The 15,264-nt window shown below is 67.5% G+C and carries 11 protein-coding genes; 4 read left to right on the top strand and 7 right to left on the bottom strand.

The genetic code is table 11. From position 1 onward, the window contains the following. The 5 genes from AB4Y64_RS15455 to pyrH all read right to left on the bottom strand — a co-directional run bounded on the left by AB4Y64_RS15455 (position 1) and on the right by pyrH (position 4,167). Positions 1-852, bottom strand: coding sequence for a phosphatidate cytidylyltransferase (locus AB4Y64_RS15455; protein ID WP_441817355.1), 852 nt, complete (start codon positions 850-852; stop codon positions 1-3). Further along, positions 849-1,640, bottom strand: a complete 792-nt coding sequence (uppS, locus tag AB4Y64_RS15450; protein ID WP_441817354.1) for a polyprenyl diphosphate synthase — start codon at positions 1,638-1,640, stop codon at positions 849-851. Before uppS ends, AB4Y64_RS15455 begins: the two co-directional genes overlap by 4 nt. Positions 1,641-1,659: 19 nt before the next feature. After that, positions 1,660-2,217 carry a ribosome recycling factor gene (frr, locus tag AB4Y64_RS15445; RefSeq protein WP_441817353.1) on the bottom strand — a complete coding sequence of 186 codons (558 nt, stop codon included), beginning with the start codon at positions 2,215-2,217 and terminating at the stop codon, positions 1,660-1,662. Positions 2,218-2,370: 153 nt separating this feature from the next. After that, positions 2,371-3,330, bottom strand: coding sequence for a cation diffusion facilitator family transporter (locus AB4Y64_RS15440; RefSeq protein WP_441817352.1), 960 nt, complete (start codon positions 3,328-3,330; stop codon positions 2,371-2,373). A gap of 111 nt (positions 3,331-3,441) precedes the next feature. After that, positions 3,442-4,167 (bottom strand): UMP kinase, encoded by a 726-nt coding sequence (gene pyrH / locus AB4Y64_RS15435; protein WP_441817351.1) that lies wholly within the window; start codon positions 4,165-4,167, stop codon positions 3,442-3,444. 435 nt (positions 4,168-4,602) lie between these two features. Between pyrH and AB4Y64_RS15430 the strand changes: the two genes are divergently transcribed. The 4 genes from AB4Y64_RS15430 to AB4Y64_RS15415 all read left to right on the top strand — a co-directional run bounded on the left by AB4Y64_RS15430 (position 4,603) and on the right by AB4Y64_RS15415 (position 13,186). After that, on the top strand, positions 4,603-5,178 hold the full coding sequence (locus AB4Y64_RS15430) for an RNA polymerase sigma factor (RefSeq protein ID WP_441817350.1): 576 nt from the start codon (positions 4,603-4,605) through the stop codon (positions 5,176-5,178). After that, positions 5,175-6,185, top strand: coding sequence for a FecR family protein (locus AB4Y64_RS15425; RefSeq protein WP_441817349.1), 1,011 nt, complete (start codon positions 5,175-5,177; stop codon positions 6,183-6,185). The genes AB4Y64_RS15430 and AB4Y64_RS15425 overlap by 4 nt, the downstream gene beginning before the upstream one ends. A 94-nt stretch (positions 6,186-6,279) precedes the next feature. Beyond that, positions 6,280-9,129: a TonB-dependent receptor domain-containing protein gene (locus tag AB4Y64_RS15420; RefSeq protein ID WP_441817348.1), complete on the top strand. Its 2,850-nt coding sequence runs from the start codon at positions 6,280-6,282 to the stop codon at positions 9,127-9,129. An 853-nt stretch (positions 9,130-9,982) separates the two neighbouring features. Continuing rightward, positions 9,983-13,186 carry an autotransporter domain-containing protein gene (locus AB4Y64_RS15415; RefSeq protein ID WP_441817347.1) on the top strand — a complete coding sequence of 1,068 codons (3,204 nt, stop codon included), beginning with the start codon at positions 9,983-9,985 and terminating at the stop codon, positions 13,184-13,186. Positions 13,187-13,279: 93 nt separating this feature from the next. Here AB4Y64_RS15415 and tsf read toward each other — a convergent pair whose 3' ends face one another. Both tsf and rpsB read right to left on the bottom strand, forming a co-directional pair. Further along, positions 13,280-14,161: a translation elongation factor Ts gene (gene tsf / locus AB4Y64_RS15410; protein WP_441817346.1), complete on the bottom strand. Its 882-nt coding sequence runs from the start codon at positions 14,159-14,161 to the stop codon at positions 13,280-13,282. A 150-nt stretch (positions 14,162-14,311) separates the two neighbouring features. Further along, positions 14,312-15,136 (bottom strand): 30S ribosomal protein S2, encoded by an 825-nt coding sequence (gene rpsB / locus AB4Y64_RS15405; protein ID WP_241918905.1) that lies wholly within the window; start codon positions 15,134-15,136, stop codon positions 14,312-14,314. Positions 15,137-15,264 lie beyond the last annotated feature (128 nt).

Raw genomic sequence — 15,264 nt, 5'->3', positions numbered from 1 at the left:
TCAGAAGCCCAGCAAGGCCTTGCCCAGCGCGAATACCGGCAGCGCGGCCAAGACGCCGTCGAGGCGGTCGAGGATGCCGCCATGGCCCGGGATCAGGTTGCCCGAGTCCTTTACGCCGGCATGGCGCTTGAGCAGGCTCTCGAACAGGTCGCCGACCACGGAGAAGAGCACCGCGACCAGCGCGACCAGCGCAACGGCCGGCAGCTGCGTCACTTTCGCACCAGCAAACAGGGCAAAGGCGACGCCGACGATGACGCCGGCCACCACGCCGCCGAGCAGGCCCTCGAGGGTCTTGTTCGGGCTGATCCGGGGCGCCAGCTTGCGCCCGCCGAACAGGCGGCCGCCGAAGGTGCGGCCGGCAAAGTAGGCGCCGGTATCGGCGGCCCAGACGATCGCCAGCGCGGTCAGCAGCCAGCGGTGGCCGTTGGGCGCGGTCGAATGGATCCAGGCCAGTGCGCACCAGGCCGGGATCATGCTCAGCGCACCTGCGGCGAGCTTGAACACGCGCGCATGGGTGTCATGGTCGCTGGCGAACTCGTAGCGGCCCAGCCAGAACAGCGCCAGCAGCCACCAGATCACGCCAATCATGATCGCCACCTGGAACAGCGCCATCGTGTAGCCGTCGCTGGAGCGCGAGGCCCATACCAGCGCCACCATCACCGCAAGGTGGGCCACCAGCAGCACGGTGCGCGCCAGCGTGTCCTCGATTTCGGCCAGGTCGAACCACTCCCACAGGCCGGCCAGGAACAGCACCGCGGCCAGGGCCACCATCCACGGCGTGGGCAGCAGCAGGATCGCGGCGATCGCGAGCGGCGCCATCACCAGGGCGGCGAGCAGGCGGGTTCGGGTCATTCGGAGGTCTCTTTGGTGGCGGGCCGGGCTGGCGCCGGCTCCGGCGACGGCGCGACCTGGGCGCCGGTCAGGCCGAAGCGGCGCTGGCGGCCGGCGTAGTCGTCCATGGCGCGCTGCAGTGTCGCCGCATCCAATTCAGGCCACAACAGGTCGGTGAACCACAATTCGGTATAGGCCAGCTGCCACAACAGGAAATTGCTGACGCGCGTCTCGCCGCCGGTGCGGATGAACAGGTCGGGAGGCGGCAGCTCGGCCAGGCAGGTGCGGGCGCCGAGGGCGTACTCGTCGATGTCCTCGGGCGCCAACCGGCCGGCGGCCACGTCCTGGGCCAGCGAGCGCGCCGCCTGGGCGATGTCCCAGCGGCCGCCGTAGCTTGCGGCGATGGTCAGGTGCAGGCGGGTGTTGGCGCGGGTGCGGTCTTCGGCCGAGGCCATCTGCTTGCCGATCGCTTCGGCGAAGCGTTCGCGCTCACCGATGAAGCGCACGCGCACGCCGCGGCGGTCGAGTTCGTCGACCTCGCGCTCGAGCGCGCCAAGGAACAATTTCATCAGCGCGCCGACTTCCTCTTCCGGCCGGCCCCAGTTCTCGCTGGAGAAGGCGAACAGGGTCAGCGCCTCGATGCCCTGTTGCAGGCAGAAGTCGATGCAGACGTTGACCGCGCGCGCGCCGGCACGGTGGCCGATGACGCGCGGGCGGCGTCGGCGCTCGGCCCAGCGCCCGTTGCCGTCCATGATGACGGCCAGGTGGCGCGGAACGCGTGCGGCGGCGATGGCAGGTTCTGAAGACATGGCGGGACGGGTAGACCCGTCAAACCGCCATAAGTTCTTGCTCCTTGGCCTTGACCACTTCATCGACGTCCTTGATCGCAGCGTCGGTGATCTTCTGGATCTCGATCTCGGAGCGGCTGACGTCGTCTTCGGTGATCTGCTTTTCCTTCAGCAGTTCCTTGACCTGGTGGTTGGCATCGCGGCGGATGTTGCGGATCGCGACCTTGGCGTCCTCGCTCTCGGAGTGGACGAGCTTGGACAGTTCCTTGCGGCGCTCCTCGGTGAGGGCAGGCAGGTTGAGGCGGATCACGGTGCCGGCGGTGTTCGGGGTCAGGCCGAGGTCGGAGGCGAGGATCGCCTTCTCGACCGGGCCGACCATCTGCTTTTCCCACGGCGTGATGAGGAGCGAACGCGCGTCGGAGACCTGGACGGAGGCGACCTGCGACAGCGGCATGTCGGAACCGTAGTAATTGACCTTCAGGTGGTCGACCAGCGCGGTGGAGGCGCGGCCGGTGCGGATCTTGATCAGGGTGTGGCGAAATGCTTCGACGCTCTTGGCCATGCGGTTCTGGGCATCTTTCTTGATCTCGTTGAGCATCGCCGGCTCCGTTCCATTAGCGGTAATCGCGGGATTATAGCCAGCCGGGGCCGCCCCAGCGACCTGAGGCAGTCCGCGAGGCCGGCAGGAGCCGTGGGAGGGTTCCGCGCTGGTGGCGCTGGCCGCAGCAGGCCGCAGCAGGCCGAAGCAGGCCTAGTGGCCGTGACTGTGCTCGTGCTGGTCTTCGTGCCCGTGCCCATGCTCGTGCGCACCCCCGTGCGGCGCGCGATCGTGGCGATCGTGCTCGCAGGCCCGGCCCAGCTCGACCTGCAGAGTGGGGTGGTTGATGCCGAAGCGGTGATCGAGCTCGTGGTTCAGCCTGTCGATGAACTCGTCATGGTCGCCCTGGTCGGGGCGCACCAGGTGCGCGGTCATGGCGATCTCGCCCGCGCCCAGCGACCAGATATGCAGATGGTGGACGGCCTGCACGCCGGCCTGCGACGACAGGAAGGCCTGCACCTGGCTGCGGTCGATGCTCGCCGGCACCGCGTCCATGGCGGCGTTGAAGGCATCGCGCAGCAGGCCGAATGCGCCGATCGCCACCACCGCGCCGATCAGTACGGCAATTGCCGGGTCCAGCCACTCCCAGCCCAGCCACCACATGCCGGCGCCGGCGAGCACGGCCGCCAGCGATACCGCGGCATCGGCGATCAGGTGCAGGAACGCGCCGCGGCGGTTGAGGTCGTGCTCATGGCCGTCGCGAACCAGCCAGGCCGCGCCGAGATTGACCGCGATGCCCAGCGCCGCCACCAGCATCACCGGCAGGGCCGGGATGTCCGGCGGTGAATTGAATCGCCGCACCGCCTCCCAGGCCAGTGCCCCGGAGAACGCCACCAGCAGCAGCGCATTGGCCAGCGGCGAGAGCAGGGTGGCGCGGCGCCATCCATAGGTGTGGCGATCGGTCGGCGCGCGCTTGGCCAGCACCGCCGCGCCCCAGGCCAGGCCCAGGCCGAGCACATCACCGAGGTTGTGCAGGGCATCGGACAGCAGCGCCAGCGAGTTGGTGGCGAAACCGTAGCCGGCCTCGATCGCGGTGTAGGCGAGATTGATCAGCGTGACCGCGGCAAATGCGCGGGTCGCGTTGGCGGCGTGGTGGTTGTGTCCGTGTCCCATGCGGGCATGGTGGCACGAGGGTGCGGGCGGACTCTATTACAAGGGCGCCAAAGCGCCCCTCATCCGCACTTCGGGCACCTTCTCCCGGATCGGGAGAAGGGAACCTCAGGGTCAGGCGTTGCGGCCCTGCACCAGCGTGCCGATGTGTTCGCCGTGCAGGATCTTCAGCAGCGTGCCCGGCTGGCCCATGTCGAAGATGCGCAGCGGCAGGTCGCTGTCGCGGCACAGGGCGAAGGCGGCGGTGTCCATCACCTGCAGGTTGCGGGCGATCACCTCGTCGTAGGTGAGCTTGTCGTAGCGCACCGCGTCGGCGTGCTTCTTCGGATCCTTGTCGTAGACACCGTCGACCTTGGTCGCCTTCAGCAGCAGGTCGGCGCCGATCTCGATCGCGCGCAGCGCCGCGCCGGAGTCGGTGGTGAAGAACGGGTTGCCGGTGCCGGCGGCGAAGATCGCCAGGCGGCCCTTCTCCATGTGGCGGATGGCGCGGCGGCGGATGTAGTCCTCGCACACGTCGTTGATCTTGATCGCGCTCATCACCCGGCACTTGGCGCCGAGCTTCTCCAGCGCGTCCTGCATCGCCAGGGCGTTGATGACGGTGGCGAGCATGCCCATCTGGTCGCCGGTGACCCGGTCCATGCCGCCGGCAGCCAGGCCGGCGCCGCGGAAGATGTTGCCGCCGCCGATGACCAGCGCGACCTCGGCCCCGGCCTGCTGGGCCTCGATCACCTCGCGCGCCAGGCGGCTGATCATCTTCGGGTCGATGCCGTAGTCCTCGTCCCCCATCAACGCCTCGCCAGACAGTTTGAGCAGGACACGGCGATAGGCGAGCTGGGACATGGCGACCTCGTTGGGATGGGCAAACAGCGGAATTGTACGGGATCGGCGGCGACTGGCCCCATGAGGGCGCGGCGGGCGTGGCGGCCGCAGCAACCGGCATTGCGTCGCGGCCGCTTCGTGACCGCGGTCGGGAACTGAACGAATGCCGCGACGCCGGGTGGGGTGGGGTCGCGGCCGCTGCGTTGTGGAGGCATGGGACAGCCCGTGCCGACGCCAGCGACTCCAGACAACAGCGCAGCCGCGTCGCCGCGGACCATGCCTGTCCGCTGGTACGCGTGCTACAAAGTGCGCGGCCGCAGTCGACCTTACCGCGCCGGAGCCAGCCCTTCCCGCCATGCGCACGAACACCCGCTCGTCCTCCGCCGCACACCTGGATCGCTGCCGCCCTGGCCGCGTGCGGTGCATGGCAGAGTGAATGTCGCGATGATCGAGGCGATGGCGCCAACCCTTCCGCGAGACGAAGAGCCGGTCGCCGCTGCGGCAAGCGCCGACGGCGACGGCTTCGACCGTTTCCTGCGCGAGCACCAGGCGGCGCTGATCGCGTTCCTGGCGCGGCGCGCGGGCGACGAGGACGCCAAGGACATCGCCCAGGAGGCGATGGTGCGGTTGATGCGCTATCGCGCCCAGCCGGCCGACCAGTTGCGCCCGCTGATGTACCGCATCGCCCTCAACGTCCTCAACGATCGCGGCCGCCGCGACTCGACGCGGCAGGCGTCGGCGCATGTCAGCCTCGACCAGGACTTCCTCGGGCTGGCCTCGGCCGAGCCCAGCCATGACCAGCGCATCGCCAACGAACAGGAACTGGCGCTGGTGCGCGCGGCGATCCTGCAGCTGCCCGAACGCTGCCGCCAGGTCTACCTGCTCAATCGGATCGACGGAATGAGTTACAGCCAGATCGCAAGCCACTGCGGGATATCGGTGAAGGCCGTGGAAAAACACATCGGCAAGGCGCTGGGACTGCTGCGGCTGAAGCTGAAGAGCAGCGGCATCAGCCGCGAGGGCCAGGCATGAATACCGGGGCGCTCGGGCATGACACCGGTGTAAGCCAGGCCGAAGCCTGGCTGGCGCGGCTGATGTCGCCCGAATGCGAGCCGGACGAGCGCGCTGCGTTCGAGGACTGGCTGGCGCAGTCGCCAGGCAACATCGCCGCCTACCTCCAGGCCGAGCGGATCCACGCCCTCGCCGCCGCACTGGCCTCGGACGACCTGCTGCGCGCAGCGACCCATGCGGCGCGCCGCGCGCCTTCGCCTGCGGCGAGCCCATGGCGGCCGTGGCTGCCGGTTGCCGCTGCCGCGGCGCTGGTCGCTGCCGTGGCCACTGCCTATCTGTGGCCGCGTCCGGTCGAGCAGGCAGTGGTGAAGCAGTTCGCGACCGCGCGCGGCCAACCGCGTGAGTTCACCCTCGTCGACGGCACCGTGCTGCGCCTGGATACGGGAACCGATGTCGTCACGCGATTCGACGGCCGCCAGCGCCTGGTCGAACTGCAACGCGGCCGTGCCCAGTTCGTGGTGGCCGCCGATCCGGCGCGTCCGTTCCTGGTCACGGCCGGCGCGGGCACCGTTCGCGATATCGGCACCACTTTCCAGGTCAGCCGCATCAACGGCCGCGTCAATGTCGGCCTGCTCGAAGGCCGCGTCGATGTGTCGGTTGGCAGCGGTTCGGCGGTGCGTCGCAGCGAACTGGCGCCGGGCGAACAGCTGACCATCGATGGCAACGGCGCCATTGGCGCCAGGCAGCCGCTCGACCTGGTCGCGGCGCACGCGTGGCCACAGGGCGACCTGGTGTTCCGCCAACGCCGGCTCGACGAGTTGCTGGCCGAGATGAACCGCTATTCGCCGGTGCGGATCCGGCTGCAGGACCCGGCGTTGGGCGCGCTGGAGGTCAGCGGCGTGTTCCATGCCGGCGACCAGGAAGCACTGGCCGCCGCACTTGAGCGCGGCTGGTCGTTGCAGGCCCGGCACCAGGATGCGGGTGGCCAGGGTGCTGACGAGATCGTGCTCTCGCGTCAAGCCCAGTAGTTGTTCAATGGGGTAACCAGTCCCGCCCGGACGCATTGCCACCCCCGTCGGGCTCCCGTAAGGTTCGTCCCAGCTCAGCCCGTTCAACGGACGAATGGCCAGGTCGTTCCGCTTCACCCTTGCCATCGTCGGCGCTCTTTCATGGGGCTGCATGGCGGCTGTCAGTTCCGCGGCAGAAGGCGCGGCAAAGAGTGCGGCCGCGCCGGTGCGCGTGGTCATCCCGGCCGGAGATCTGGACCGTGCCCTGCAGGCACTGGCCACGCAGGGACGGGTGCAGATCCTCTACGCGCCCGGGCTGGTCGAAGGACGCCAGGCGCCCGGCCTGCAAGCGCGGTTGCCGGCCGCGGAAGCGCTGGCGATATTGCTGCGCGGGACGGGCCTGCGCGCCGTCCCGGTCAACGCCAACACCTTCCTGATCGAAGCCGAAACAGGCTCGACGGCCATTGCGCCGGCCTCGGCACCTGCGCGCGGCGACGCGCCAACCGAACTGGCCACGGTGCAGGTCACCGGCACGCACATCCCCAGATCGAGCATTGAAGCGGTCACTTCGGTTCCGCTGACCCGCATCAGCCGCGCCCAGATCGAGGCGAGCGGCTACCAGACCCTGTTCGAGCTGCTCAGCTACCAGCCCGGCATGGTCAGTCACCATCCGGTCGATGTCGCCACCGACGGCGGTTTCCAGTCGCAGCAGCCGTTCGCGGCGGCAGCCACCACCAGTCTCTACGGCCTGGGCCCGCGCGCCACGTTGTTCCTGCTCGATGGGCGGCGCATGGCCAACTACGGCCTCGCATCGGCCGACCTGGGCGGGCTGACCGATCTCAACGGGATCCCGTTGAGCATGGTCGAGCGCATCGAGATCATCCGCGGTGGCGCGTCGGCGATCTACGGCGCCGACGCGATGGCCGGCGTGGTCAACATCATCCTCAAGAAGGGCCAGACCGGCGGCGAAGTGGTCGGGCGTTACGGCCTGTCCGAGCGTGGCGATGCCGAACAACGGCGGTTCTCCTTCAACTACGGCCACGTCCGCGATGACGGCGGCAGCTGGTCGATCAGTGCCGATTACCTGCATCGCGATGCGCTGCTCGGCGAGGACCGCGCCTGGCGCAGCGCCGACCTGCGGCGCCTGGGGCTGGGCGACCAGCGCGTGCCGCTGGCCTACTTCAGCACGCAGGGCCTCGAGCATTGGGCGTGCCCGGATCAGATCCGTGACGCGGCGGGCGAGTGTTACCTCGACAAGCCCCGCTACGTCACGCTGCAGCCCGAACTGGAAAGCACCGCGGTCTACGGCTACCTGCTGCAACCGGTTGGCGACACCGTCAACCTGACCGCATCCATGCGCCTGAGCCAGGTCCAGCAGCGTCTGCAGGGCGCGCCGTTCCACGCCGCGGTCTTCCTGCCCTTCGGTCATCCGGACGACTGGTTCCAGGGCAATGCCACGGTCCTGAACTACGCGTTCTTCGACATCGGTCCGGTGCGCAGTCGCAGCACCGCGCGCAGCAGCGACCTCACCGTGGGGCTGGATGGCTATCGCGGGGAGTGGCAGTGGCGGGTCGACCTGGCGCACCACCAGAACAACGTCGAGAACCTGATCGACGGACTGGTGAGCAACAGCGCCACGGAACGCGCGATCAACGACGAGAGTTACCGCTTCAACGGCGTCGGCAACCCGCAGGCGCTGCTGGCCGAGCTGTCGCCACGGGTGCAGGTGGAAGGGCAAGCGCAGTTCGACCAGCTGGCCTTCAGCACCAACGGCGCGTGGTTCTCGTTGCCCGGAGGCCAATCGCAGGCCGCGTTCGGGCTGGAATGGAATCGCGACGGACTGCGCAACCGTCCCGACGCGCTGATGCTCGCCGGCGACATCGCCCTGGGCGCGCAGAAGATCGATATCGACGAACACCGCAACAGCTCGGCGGTCTATGCCGAGCTGAGCATGCCCATCGCGACCTGGCTCAATGCCGACCTGGCATGGCGGGTCGACCACCGCCAGGGCTACGGCAGCAAGTCATCGCCCATGCTCGGGGTCAAATGGATGGTGTCGAAATCGCTGACCCTTCGCGGCACCGCCGCCACCGGCTATCGCGCGCCGACCCTGTTCGAACTGCGCCGGCCCACCGTTGCCGACTCGCTCGACGTGGTGGAGATGAGCGACGCCCTGGCGCCCTGCCAGCTGCCGGTTCCGGCCGATGACGGCACCATCTTCTGCATCGTGTCGCTGGGCGCGGTGGAGAATCCGGACCTGCAGCCGGAGACATCGCGCAGCTACATCCTCGGCGCGGTGTGGGCGCCGACGACCAACTTCGACGTCAGCCTGGACCGGTTCCGCATCCTGCGCCGCAACGAAATCCTGAGCACCAATGCCTTGGCCAACCCGACGCTCTACCCGGATGCGCTGGTGCGCGACGAGCAGGGCGGGCTGTATGCCATCAATGACTACTTCACCAATGTTGGCCGTACCGAAGTGGACGGCTGGGAACTGCAGTCCGAATACCGGATCGACACCGAGCGGTACGGCCGTTTCAGGCTGCGCCTGGCAGCCAGCTACCTCGACAGCCTCGTGCGCCAGGCCAATGCTGCCAGTCCGGAACTCGACTACGCAGGCCACGGCGCGCCGCAGCGCTCGGTGCTGGCCGGTGCCGAATGGAGCATCGGCGACTGGATCACCGCGCTGAACCTGCACGAGCTGGGCCCGTCGGACGTGGCCGCGCCGGGCCAGCCGTGCCCCCTGCGCAACGCCAGCGCCCGCAAGTGCACCACCCCGGCCTGGACCACGGCCGACCTCTACCTGGCCTATGTCGGGCTGGTCGGCTGGCGGTTGTCGCTGAACATCAACAACCTGACCGACCATCAGCCGGTCAACTACGACCCCGACAAGCTCGGCTACGACATCGCCTACGACGACCCGCGCGGGCGCTATTACCTGGTCAGCGCTGCGTACCGGTTCTAGGCCGTCGCCGGTCGCCGCAGTGCGACTGCCGTCGCGTTTCACCGCGGGCGCGGGAAAAAATCCTTCCTGCGGGGTAGGGGGGTGGACCATCTGCTGCGTTACTGGCCATGAACCTTCCGGAAGGAAGGCTCACGCGCCACGGATGGCGCACCTCAATCGCATCGACCGGGCCCCGCGATCCAGCTCCCCCGCGGATCGCGACCGGCATGCACGCAGGCTTCGGGATGAAGCATGGGGCGCCAAGGATGGCGCCATTTTTCGACGGTGTTGACCATTCGCCCGTCGCGGCCACTTTAGGACGCTTCTCATACACAGCCTTCAGCGGCGGTGGTCAGATGGGGCGTCCGCGTTTATCCAGTTCTGGCGGACACGCAGCACGCCATCAAGTACGCCATCAAGAGGGGCCTCCACCAGTCTTCCGCTGTCACGCGAAGCCCGCGTGTCGCAATGGCGCAGCCTTGCCTCAACGAACAACTTTGCGCGCCAGGAAGGTGCGTAGCCGGGTGGGTTTCCACGGACCCACCGCGGTAAATGCCGGGGGCCTCCCCCCTGCGTCCGGCATGTCTGGGGAAGTCGACGGATCGGCTTCTCCAGACCCCTTCCGCGATTTCCGGCGCACACCTGCGTGTCCGAAGTCAGTGACTCGGCGACGAACTTCGGAAGCCCCTTACACAGGATCGAAGGACTTCCCTACCGCAGCGAAGCCGGGCAGGCCGGTCCGGGAACGGGTGAGCTGGAGCACCATTCTCGTCACGCGCAATCCCTTGATCCGCAAGCGAATTGTGGCGTCACGACTGGTGAAGACCGGAGAGGTCTTGTCCAGACTCCCCAAGCGGAAATAAAGGTCCAGCCAATGCAATGCAATGCAAGCAGCGCGAACTTCCAGACCGGAAGCAGGTGTCACTCGTACTCGGTTCTGTCCACCGCCATCGCAGGCGCCTTGTTCGTCGGCGGCCTCGCGACAGCGCGTGCGCAGGATGCTGTCGTGGAGGTGGGACGCCGCGGTGATGTCGCGAGCTGGCGTACGGAGGAATTCAATGCCGATTGGGGCCTGGCTGCCATCGGCGCCGAACACGCCTACGCGCGCGGGCTGAGCGGTCGCGGGGTTCGCGCCGGCATTTTCGACGGTGGCGTCGAGTTGGGCCACCCGGAATTCGCGGGCAGGAACCACCGCGGGATCCGGATCGGCGACACTTTGCCCGATGGCAGCCGATGCACGAACACGATTCTCCTCGGGGGCCCGGGGGCGTGCTTCGCCTCGGACGGCCATGAAGCCACAGTCCATCACGAGGGCGTCCATGAGAGCGTGCCCGAAGACGTCCGCCAGGCCCTTGGAGAGTTGGGCTTCTCCTTCGACATCCACGGCACACACGTCGGGGGTACGATCGTTGCCAATCGCGATGGCAAAGGTACTCACGGCGTGGCCTTTGGCGCCGACCTGACCTCCGCCCGCTTGTTTTCCAACAGCGCCGCGCTATGGCGGCAGTTCGACTACGGCCCCGGCCTCGAATATGACCTTGGTATCCAAGCTGCAACCTCCGCGCTTGCCGATATGTTCCGGCAAGTGAACGAACGAAGCGTGCGCGTCATCAACCACAGCTGGGGCGTGGGAGAGCCGCGGACACTTGCCGAACTGGATGCGGAGCAGGCCGATCCGTCCTTGCAGGAGGAGTTTCAGGTCATCGCTGACGGGTCGCGTGCCCGGGGGCTGATCCAGGTGTGGGCCGCCGGGAATACCAGCGGACCCGCCGCAAGTCCGGAGGAAAGCCCGATCGCGGGCTCTCACGCATCGTTGCCTCGACGATTCGCCGACATCGAGCCGTACTGGCTGAGCGTGGTCAATGTCGATCGCGATCTGGTCCTGAGCAATGGTTCGGTGAAGTGCGGCGCCAGCAAGCACTGGTGCGTTGCCGCCCCCGGTACCGATATCCGGTCGACTGTGACTAGCGGTGGCGAGAACATCAAAGGTCAGGTGGTTTCGAACCCGGACGGCAGTATTGGGCTGGACGTGCAGGAACGAAACCCTACATTCGACTATGCGCCGCTGACCGGCACCTCGATGGCAGCGCCGCACGTCACGGGTGCCGTGGCGCTGTTGATCGAGCGTTTCCCGTACCTCGACAACCCGCAGGTACGCGATGTGCTGCTGACCACCGCGACCGATCTTGGCGCCCCCGGCGTGGACGACGTGTACGGTTGGGGATTGGTCAATCTTGAAAAGGCCATCGACGGTCCGGGGCAGATTCGGGTCGACACCCATGTCGTGATGAACGAGCGTGCCGGCGGCGCCAAGGTCTGGACAGGCGACGCCTGGGACGACTGGCGCAACGACATTGGCGGGACGGGCAGGTTGACGAAGTCGGGCGCAGGTTGGTTGCGGCTCAGTGGCGACAACACCTTCCGCGGTCTCGACCTCAGGGAGGGCGTGCTGGAACTGGATGCCGACAATCGACTCGGCCAGGTCGACGTCAACGGCGGCCTGTTCGTGCTCAACGGCAGCCTGACCACCACCGACGGCCTTGTCGTGAACGGTGGCGTCGCCAACATCCAGGGACGGGTTGGTGGTGCGACGCGCGTCGCCGTCGCAGGCAGCCTGCGCGGCAACGGCACGTTGGCCGACACGGTGGTGGAAGGCACGATCGCGCCGGGCAACTCGATCGGGACATTACGCATCGAGGGGGACTACACGCAGGGCGTCGGCTCGTACTACGAGGCGGAGATCGCTGCGCCATCGGCGTCCGATCGCATCGACGTCGGCGGCGTGGCGAACCTGCTCGGCGGCACGGTGCGCGTGTTCAACGCTCCCGGCCAGTACCTGCTGGGGCAAAGCTTCAACATCCTCAGCGCGACCGGTGGCATATCGGGTCGGTTCGCCCAGATCGACGCCTCCGCCATTTCGCCGTTCCTGAAGTTCGACTTCAACTATGGCGCGAACCAGATCGACGTCGACGTCGCCCGCGGCAGGTCACTCGCCTCCGCTGCGCAGACCTACAACCAACGCTCGGCCGCCACCGCGGCGGATGCCCTGGCGATCAATGCGCGCCTTGCACAGACGTTGACGCAGTTGTTCCCGCAGCAGGCACTCGATGCCTTTGATGCATTGAGTGGCGAGTTGCACCCGGGCGTGCACTCGGTCCTGGTGGAAGGCAGCCGACACATACGTGACGCCGCACTGTCGCGCGCGAGGGCAGGCACCGGCGCTTTCGCTCCGGCCAATGCAGACGCACCATCGGCCGCCTGGATCGAAGTACTCGCCAGCGGTGGCACGTTGCGCAGCGATGGCAATGCCGGCGAAGTCGACTACAACGGCAGCACGACGCTGCTGGGCTACGACTTCCGCTTCGACAACGGCATGCGCCTGGGTGTACTGGGCGGCATTGGGCGAGATGACATCAAGCAGCCGAATCGACGCTCCGAAGGCGACGTCAACTCACGCCATGTCGGCGTGTATGCCGGCCAGACCTGGGGCGGATTCGGCCTGCGCGCAGGTGTGGGCTACGCGGCGCACGATGTGGATGTCGATCGCACGGTCACCTTCCCGGGTGTGCAGGACCGCACCCGTGCCGACTATGACGCCGAGAGCAGCCAGGCCTACCTCGAGGGCAGCTATCGCTGGGTCGCCGGCATCTGGGAGTGGGAGCCGTACGGGCAGTTCGCGCAGGTGCACACGCATTCGGACCGTTTCGTCGAAAGCGGAGGGGTTGCCGCGCTGTCCGGCGACGTGGCCGACACCCGGGTCAACCTGTCGACGGTGGGCCTTCGTTTCAACCTCAACCTGAAGGGCGCGCGGCAGGAACAGGATTGGCTGAGCCTGCGGGGGGCGGTGGGTCGTCGCCATGCCAGCGGCGACCTGGCGCCTGCCGCGTCCGTGGCGTGGCAAGGCGGCAGCGCGTTCGACGTTCATGGCGCGCCGCTGGCGGAGAACTCGACCGTGGCCGAACTCGGCCTGGGTGCTCGCGTCAGCCGCAACGGTCTGCTGGAGTTGAACTACAGCGGCCAGATCGCCGACGACGCCCGCGATTACGGAATCAACGCGCGCTACAGCATCAACTTCTGATTGCTGGGACACATCCTGCAGGCGCAGAAACAAAAAGGCCGCGATCGCTCGCGGCCTTTCTGCTTGCTGCTTGCGCCAGAAGTGCCGGGTGGCTTACGCCAGGCCGGCCTGCTTCATCACTTCGGCGGCGTAGTCCTCGACCACCTTCTCGATGCCTTCGCCAACGGCCAGGCGCTGCATCGTGACGACGTCGGCGCCGGCGGCCTTGAGCACCTGCTCGACAGTCTGGTCGGTGTTGAGCACGTACGGCTGGCCGTACAGGGTGACCTCGTTGACGATCTTGGCGATCTTGCCGCTGATGATCTTCTCGAGGATCTCGGCCGGCTTGGCCTTGTCCTTGTCGGACATCTTGGCCAGCTCGATTTCCTTTTCCTTGGCCACGAACTCGGCCGGGACGTCGGACGCCTTGATGTGCGGCGGGTTCATTGCGGCAACGTGCATCGCGATGCCGCGGGCCAGTTCGGCGTCGCCGCCCTTGACCTCGACCAGCACGCCGATGCGGCCGCCGTGGACGTACGCGGCAACGTTGTTGGTGCTGTCGACGCGGGCCAGGCGACGGACCTGCACGTTCTCGCCAACCTTGGAGATGACGGCGGCGCGGGTTTCTTCGACCGTCTCGCCGCCGTCGACCTTGGCCGACTTCAGCGCTTCGGCGTCGGCGGCGTCGGAGGCCAGGGCGGCCTTGGCGACGGCTTCGGTGAAGCCCAGGAAGTTGTCATCCTTGGCGACGAAGTCGGTCTCGGAGTTGATCTCGACCAGCACGGCCTTGCCGCCGTCCTGGGCGACCGCGATGCGGCCTTCGGCGGCGATGCGGCCGGCCTTCTTGTCGGCCTTGGCCAGACCCGACTTGCGCAGCCACTCGGCCGCGGTGTCGATGTCGCCGTTGTTCTCGACGAGTGCCTTCTTGCACTCCATCATGCCGGCGCCGGTGCGCTCGCGCAGTTCCTTGACGAGGGAAGCGGTGATTTCAGCCATGGGGATTACCTCGGAATTCGTTGGATGTGCGGATCGCGCCAAATCTCGCGCCGGCCATGGCTGGCCGATGCGTGGCGCGTCCGCGAAACAATGTCGGTACGACCGGTGCGATGCGACCGCGCATGATCGCGCGGCCGCATGACGCGGGTCTTACTCGGCGGCGTCGGCCTTCTTGGCCGGTGCCTTCTTGGCCGGGGCGCGGCCACGCGGGGCCTTGCGCTCGGCGCCGTTCTCTTCGCCTTCGGCGGCGGCTTCGGCGAAGTCTTCCTCGCGCACGCCAGCCGGCGTCGGCGCAGCGGCCTTGCCTTCCAGCACGGCGTCGGCGGCGGCACGGGCGTACAGCTGCACGGCGCGGATGGCGTCGTCGTTACCCGGGATGGCGTAGTCGACCAGGGCCGGATCGTAGTTGGTGTCGACGACGGCGATGACCGGGATGCCGAGCTTCTTGGCTTCCTTGATCGCGATGTCTTCGTGGCCGATGTCGATCACGAACAGCGCGTCGGGCAGGCGGTTCATTTCCTTGATGCCGCCCAGCGAGGCTTCCAGCTTGTCGCGCTCGCGGCGCAGGCCCAGCACTTCGTGCTTGACCAGCTTCTGGAAGGTGCCGTCGGTCTCAGCCGCTTCCAGCTCCTTCAGGCGCTGCACCGACTGCTTGACGGTGCGGAAGTTGGTCAGTGTGCCGCCCAGCCAACGCTGGGTCATGTACGGCATGTTGCAACGCTCGGCTTCTTCCTTGATCGACTCGCGCGCGCTGCGCTTGGTGCCGATGAACAGGATCATGCCGCGCTTCTGCGCGATACCCGAGATGAAGTTCATCGCGTCATTGAAGAGCGGAACGGTCTTCTCGAGGTTGATGATGTGGATCTTGCCGCGGGCGCCGAAGATGTACGGACCCATCTTCGGGTTCCAGTAACGGGTCTGGTGACCGAAATGGACGCCGGCTTCCAGCATCTGGCGCATGGTGATCTGGGGCATTGCTTAACTCCAAGGCAGTGGAACCGGCCGCCGGGTAGGGTATGGCGGCTGCCCTCGGCGGTGCCGGGGGCGATGGTTCCGGGGTTGGGCCTCCCCGCTGCGTCCGTGACCGAACCTGGCGGTCCCGA

The sequence above is a fragment of the Lysobacter sp. TAF61 genome, from assembly GCF_052113485.1.
Lineage (GTDB): Bacteria > Pseudomonadota > Gammaproteobacteria > Xanthomonadales > Xanthomonadaceae > Lysobacter_J.
The sequence above is the reverse complement of the archived record's forward strand: the minus strand, read 5'-3'. Positions and strand labels throughout refer to the sequence as shown.

Excerpts from the sequence above, each read along its gene's own strand:
- AB4Y64_RS15455 (WP_441817355.1), bottom strand. The coding sequence starts at position 852 with ATGACCCGAACCCGCCTGCTCGCCGCCCTGGTGATGGCGCCGCTCGCG.
- uppS (WP_441817354.1), bottom strand. The coding sequence starts at position 1,640 with ATGTCTTCAGAACCTGCCATCGCCGCCGCACGCGTTCCGCGCCACCTG.
- frr (WP_441817353.1), bottom strand. The coding sequence starts at position 2,217 with ATGCTCAACGAGATCAAGAAAGATGCCCAGAACCGCATGGCCAAGAGC.
- AB4Y64_RS15440 (WP_441817352.1), bottom strand. The coding sequence starts at position 3,330 with ATGGGACACGGACACAACCACCACGCCGCCAACGCGACCCGCGCATTT.
- pyrH (WP_441817351.1), bottom strand. The coding sequence starts at position 4,167 with ATGTCCCAGCTCGCCTATCGCCGTGTCCTGCTCAAACTGTCTGGCGAG.
- AB4Y64_RS15430 (WP_441817350.1), top strand. The coding sequence starts at position 4,603 with ATGGCGCCAACCCTTCCGCGAGACGAAGAGCCGGTCGCCGCTGCGGCA.
- AB4Y64_RS15425 (WP_441817349.1), top strand. The coding sequence starts at position 5,175 with ATGAATACCGGGGCGCTCGGGCATGACACCGGTGTAAGCCAGGCCGAA.
- AB4Y64_RS15420 (WP_441817348.1), top strand. The coding sequence starts at position 6,280 with ATGGCCAGGTCGTTCCGCTTCACCCTTGCCATCGTCGGCGCTCTTTCA.
- AB4Y64_RS15415 (WP_441817347.1), top strand. The coding sequence starts at position 9,983 with ATGCAATGCAATGCAAGCAGCGCGAACTTCCAGACCGGAAGCAGGTGT.
- tsf (WP_441817346.1), bottom strand. The coding sequence starts at position 14,161 with ATGGCTGAAATCACCGCTTCCCTCGTCAAGGAACTGCGCGAGCGCACC.
- rpsB (WP_241918905.1), bottom strand. The coding sequence starts at position 15,136 with ATGCCCCAGATCACCATGCGCCAGATGCTGGAAGCCGGCGTCCATTTC.